The organism is Ruoffia tabacinasalis (assembly GCF_042652985.1).
In the GTDB taxonomy this organism is placed as follows: Bacteria; Bacillota; Bacilli; order Lactobacillales; family Aerococcaceae; genus Ruoffia; species Ruoffia tabacinasalis.
Window position 1 is genome coordinate 1 of record NZ_JBHSHQ010000025.1, and the last position, 5,446, is coordinate 5,446.

The 5,446-nt window shown below is 35.7% G+C and carries 3 protein-coding genes and 1 other annotated feature; all 3 genes read right to left on the reverse strand.

The features are described from left to right. Window positions 1-105 precede the first annotated feature (105 nt). Window positions 106-1,443, reverse strand: a complete 1,338-nt coding sequence (locus ACFO5Y_RS03615) for a bifunctional folylpolyglutamate synthase/dihydrofolate synthase (protein ID WP_197105342.1) — start codon at window positions 1,441-1,443, stop codon at window positions 106-108. 107 nt (window positions 1,444-1,550) lie between these two features. After that, window positions 1,551-4,187 carry a valine--tRNA ligase gene (locus ACFO5Y_RS03620; RefSeq protein ID WP_380706352.1) on the reverse strand — a complete coding sequence of 879 codons (2,637 nt, stop codon included), beginning with the start codon at window positions 4,185-4,187 and terminating at the stop codon, window positions 1,551-1,553. 88 nt (window positions 4,188-4,275) lie between these two features. Continuing rightward, window positions 4,276-4,479 (reverse strand) — a binding site (T-box leader). 79 nt (window positions 4,480-4,558) lie between these two features. Further along, window positions 4,559-5,293, reverse strand: coding sequence for an NAD-dependent protein deacylase (locus ACFO5Y_RS03625; protein WP_197105340.1), 735 nt, complete (start codon window positions 5,291-5,293; stop codon window positions 4,559-4,561). Window positions 5,294-5,446: the final 153 nt, after the last annotated feature.

Genomic DNA, 5,446 nt, shown 5'->3' on the forward strand with positions numbered 1-5,446 from the left:
CAATACAGTAAGTTAGTAGGTAACACATTGTTTACGATAAGTGGCTAACTTCAACTTGAAATTTCCGTATATATATAAATACGCAAAAAAGAGGCATTTCCATTATTATATTTTCACTTTTTTCAAAAATAATTGTCTCACATCTGAAACAAAGTACAATGAACCTGTAACTAATAGGATTCTTTCCTTGGTCTCATCAGCTTTCTCAACAAATTCTAAAAGAAAACTTTGCCAGTCCTCAACCATCTCAAAAGAAGTATCAAGTAACTCATCTGCTAACTCTTCAAAATCATCAATCGACAGCGCTTTTCGATGATCGAATTGAGTTAAATAAAGATTATCAGCTTCAAAGGATTGTAATATCGGCAATTGCTCATCTTGATTTTTTGTTGATAAGCCTGCATACAAAATAGTGATTTCTTTATCATAGAAATATTCATCGACCAATGATTTTAGAGCAGTTAAACCATGCGCATTATGAGCACCGTCGATATAAATAATTGGGTTTTCCGAAATTTTCTCCATTCGGGCCATCCATTTTGTATGTTTTAACGCATAAGCAGCATCTTCAAAATTAATGTACTGACCGTGATGTGACATCCAAGCAATAAATGCTTTTAAGGCAATTGTAGCATTATCTATTTGATAACGTCCTAGCATTGTAATTTGCCAATTTCGAACATGTTTTTGACCGTCAACGACTTGCCAAAAGTCAAATGATGATCCATTTTCTTTTAAGTTTTGGATATTGTCAAAACCATAATCGACATCAAACTTCACATGCGAACCGTTCATTAATTTTGCACGCTCACTTACGACATTTAAGGGAGAGGCTTGGATGGGACCAGTGACTACAATCGATTTCTCTTTAATAATCCCTGACTTTTCAGTAGCTACTGCTTCAACAGTATCTCCCAATAAATCTTCATGATCTAATCCAATTGTAGTTAATATCGCTAAATCAGCTTTAAATACATTGGTACAATCATTTTCCCCACCAATACCTACTTCAATTAAACAAACATCTGGTTGTTTTTCCTGGAAGTACAAAGCCATCATGACAGTATATAGTTCAAAGAAAATTAAACGTCCATATTCAGTTGTTTCCATATATTCATTGACTTCAACCATTTGTTCGATAATTCGAATTAAATCATCATCACTAATATTTTCGCCATTGTAACTGATTCTTTCGTTAAATCGCATAATGTGTGGTGATGTAAATGTTCCAACAGCTAGTCCTTGGCTTAATAACAATTCTTTAAGAAAAGTGGTTGTTGATCCTTTACCATTCGTTCCAGTTATATGAATAACTGGAAGTCCTAGGTGTGGATTATTAACATAGTTCATTGCTGTTTCAATTTTCTTAAGTCCAATTCTTTGTTTAGGATTTTTTTGTGCATCTAGCCAAGCCGTTGCTTGTTCGACGGTAGTAAATTTCATTTTATTATCAAGACTCCCCGTTAATATAATTCGAATATTAACTCCCCTGAAAATAATACTTCTTGTTCATTGCCCAATTGTTTCTTTTAGGGAATACTCGTTGTTTTTTATAGTGCTTTTAATTCTGCAATTCTTTCGGTAACTGCAGTTAATTGTTTGTTATAGTCTGCTTCTTTAGCACGTTCTTCATTTACAACGGCTTCAGGAGCTTTTTTAACAAAGTTTTCGTTACCTAATTTTTTAACTAAACGTTCAACTTCTTTTTCTAGTTTAGCTTTCTCTTGTTCAAGACGTTTGATTTCGTCTTCAATCTTAATTAAGCCCTCTAATGGCATTAAGATTTGCGCGAATGGTAAAGTTTGTGTTACAACCTCACTTGGTGTTTCAACTTCGCTACCAATTTCTAAATGCTCTGGGTTACAGAATCGGTGAATATAAGCAATGTTATCTTCTAATACGTTACGATCTGATTCGTCTGTTACTTTGATGTATAAATCAACCGCTTTTGAAAGTGGTGTATTCATCTCATTACGAATTTGACGAACTGAGCGAATAATATCAATTAATTTCGTCATTGCTTCTTCACTATCTTTGTCAATGAACTTATCTTGTACAGTTGGATAGTTTGATACAACAATTGACTCGTCTGCGGGAGCAATTTGTTGCCAAATTTCTTCAGTCACGAATGGCATAATTGGATGTAATAGACGTAAGAATTGGTCTAGAACATATACTAAAATACTTTTCGTTGTTATATTGTCTGCACTATCATCTTGTAAGTTTTCTTTTGTCATTTCGATGTACCAGTCACAGTAATCATCCCAAATAAAGTGGTATAGTATACGACCAGCTTCACCGAATTCGAATTTATCGAATAAGCGAGTAACATTTTCTGTTACGGTTTGTAAACGTGATAAGATCCAACGATCCGCTAAGGTCATATCATCACCAATCTGAACTTCATCAAGCGTCATATCACCCACATTCATTAATACATAACGACTTGCGTTCCATATCTTATTAATAAAGTTCCATGCTGATGATAGTTTTTCTGGAATATAACGAACATCTTGCCCTGGCGCTGAACCATTCGCTAAGAACCAACGTAATGCATCCACACCATACTCTTCAATGACGTCCATTGGATCAATTCCGTTACCTAAAGATTTACTCATCTTACGTCCTTCAGGGTCACGAATTAAACCATGCATTAAAACATTCTTAAACGGTCTTTCACCAGTAAATTCTAATGATTGGAAGATCATACGACTTACCCAGAAGAAGATGATATCATATCCAGTTACTAGCGTATTTGTTGGGAAGTAACGTTTAAGATCGTCAGTTTCTTCTGGCCAACCCATCGTTGAAAATGGCCATAATGCAGATGAGAACCAAGTATCTAATACGTCTTCATCACGTTCCCAGTTTTCGATATCTGATGGTGCTTCTTCACCAACATATACTTCATTTGTTTCTTTATGGTACCAAGCTGGAATTTGATGTCCCCACCATAATTGACGTGAGATAACCCAGTCATGAACATTCTCCATCCAAGTAATAAATGTATCATTAAATCTTGGTGGGAAGAATTCTACCGCATCATCAGTCTTTTGATTATCGATCGCTTGTTTAGCTAAAGGTTCCATTCTTACGAACCATTGAGTTGAAAGATATGGTTCTACAACAGCCCCACTTCTTTCAGAGTGTCCTACAGAGTGTAGGTGTTCTTCAACTTTAATTAAGTAACCTTGTTCTTTTAAGTCTTTAACTACTTCTTTACGTGCTTGGAAACGGTCCATGCTTTCGTATTTTCCACCGTTAGCATTAATTGATCCATCTTTATGCATCACATTTAGACGTTCTAAGTCATGACGATTTCCTACTTCAAAGTCATTAGGATCATGCGCTGGTGTAATCTTAACAACACCTGTTCCGAACTCACGTTCCACGTATTCATCGGCTACAACTGGTATTTCACGGTCCATTAGTGGTAATAGAACAGTCTTACCGATTAAGTGTTGGTAACGTTCATCTTCAGGGTGAACCGCAATTGCAGTATCTCCTAACATCGTCTCAGGACGAGTTGTCGCAATTTCTACACGCTCATCTGAGCCAACAACTGGATATTCAACATGGTAGAATGCCCCTTGAACATCTTTATGGATAACTTCAATATCTGATAAAGCTGTTTGTGCTACTGGATCCCAGTTAATGATATATTCACCGCGGTAAATTAAATCTTTCTCGTATAATTTAACGAAGACTTTATTAACCGCTTTGTTTAAGCCATCATCTAGGGTGAATCTTTCACGAGAGTAATCAACAGATACCCCCATTTTTCCCCATTGTTCACGAATGTGTGAAGCATACTCTTCTTTCCATTCCCATGTTTTTTCTAAGAATTTCTCACGACCTAAGTCATGTCTTGAAACACCTTGTTCACGTAATCTTGCTTCAACTTTTGCTTGAGTTGCGATTCCGGCGTGGTCCATTCCTGGTAACCATAACGTATCGTAACCTTGCATACGTTTTTGACGGATAATCATATCTTGTAAAGTAACGTCCCAAGCATGTCCTAAATGAAGTTTACCTGTCACGTTAGGAGGTGGAATAACGATTGAATAAGGTTCTGCATTCGGATCCTCACTCGGTTTAAAAACACCCTTTTCTAGCCATTGTTCATATTTGCCCGCTTCAACTTCTTGCGGTTGGTACTTAGTTGATAATACTTTTTTACTCATTATGTCAATCCTTTCTAAGTATAATTATTTTTAGTATGCATTATTAAATCGTATCACTTTATTTTTCTCACAAAAAAAGTCCTATGTCTGAACATAGGACGACGTTATCGTGGTACCACCTAATTTAATGATTACTCATTCTCTTTGTTCGTATCGAAGTGTCATCTCCGTAAAGCACTCAAAAATATCTTCGCACTTTATTGCTCCAAGCTACCTTCATCAACATTAGGAACTTTCACCGATTGTTCCCTCTCTGTAGTGTGCTGTCGATTACTCTTCTCTTCTTAGCAATGTATTAAAATATAGACATAGTGTATCAAATCTTACTACATTCTACAAGTAGCCGACGGCTCATTTTACACAGTTTATTCAACTTAGTTTAACTCAATTTGGTTAAATACATTTGATAAACTGTCTTCGAAAGTTAAAGCCCCTTGTTGACCCGCTTGAATGATTGTTTTATTAATAACCACTAAATATTCGCCACCAAAATAATTTACTAAACCAGCAGCAGGATATACGACTAAAGAAGTTCCTCCAATGATTAGCATGTCTGCTTCTTGAATAGCTTTAATCGCATGATTGAGAATATCTTGATCTAAACCTTCTTGGTACAAGACAATATTCGGTCGAACGATTCCTTGATCATCCGGGCATCTTGGAATGCCATCAGCATCTCTTTCTAACTCTGAAATTGTAAATTCTCGATGACATTTTAGACAATAATTTTCTCTCACCGTTCCATGCAGTTCATAGACTGTCGTACTTCCCGCATCTTGATGCAAGCCGTCAATGTTTTGTGTAATGACTGTGACGTCTTTATTCAACTTTTCTAAATCAGCAATAAATTGATGCGTTGAATTTGGTTTTGCATCAGGATAAATTAATTTATCAAAGTAAAAATCAAAGAAAACTTTAGGATGCTGTTGAAAGAATGAGTGCGAAATAATTTCTTCGGGTGAATATTGGTAACCGGTCTCTTGAACAAAGATTCCTTCTGCCGAACGAAAATCTGGAATCCCACTTTCAGTCGATACACCTGCCCCACCAAAGAAGACGATACGCTTTGAATCTTTTATTTGTTGTTGTAACTTTTCAATATTATTCATAATAGCCTCCTGATGTCATTGTTAATATTCATATTACTAAAAAACTCTTTATTTTTCATACAAATGACTTTGCTGAAAAATAAGGTTCTACAATAAATAGGGTTGATGACAAAAATTAAAATGTCATCAACCCTATCTTTGTGTCTTCTAAAA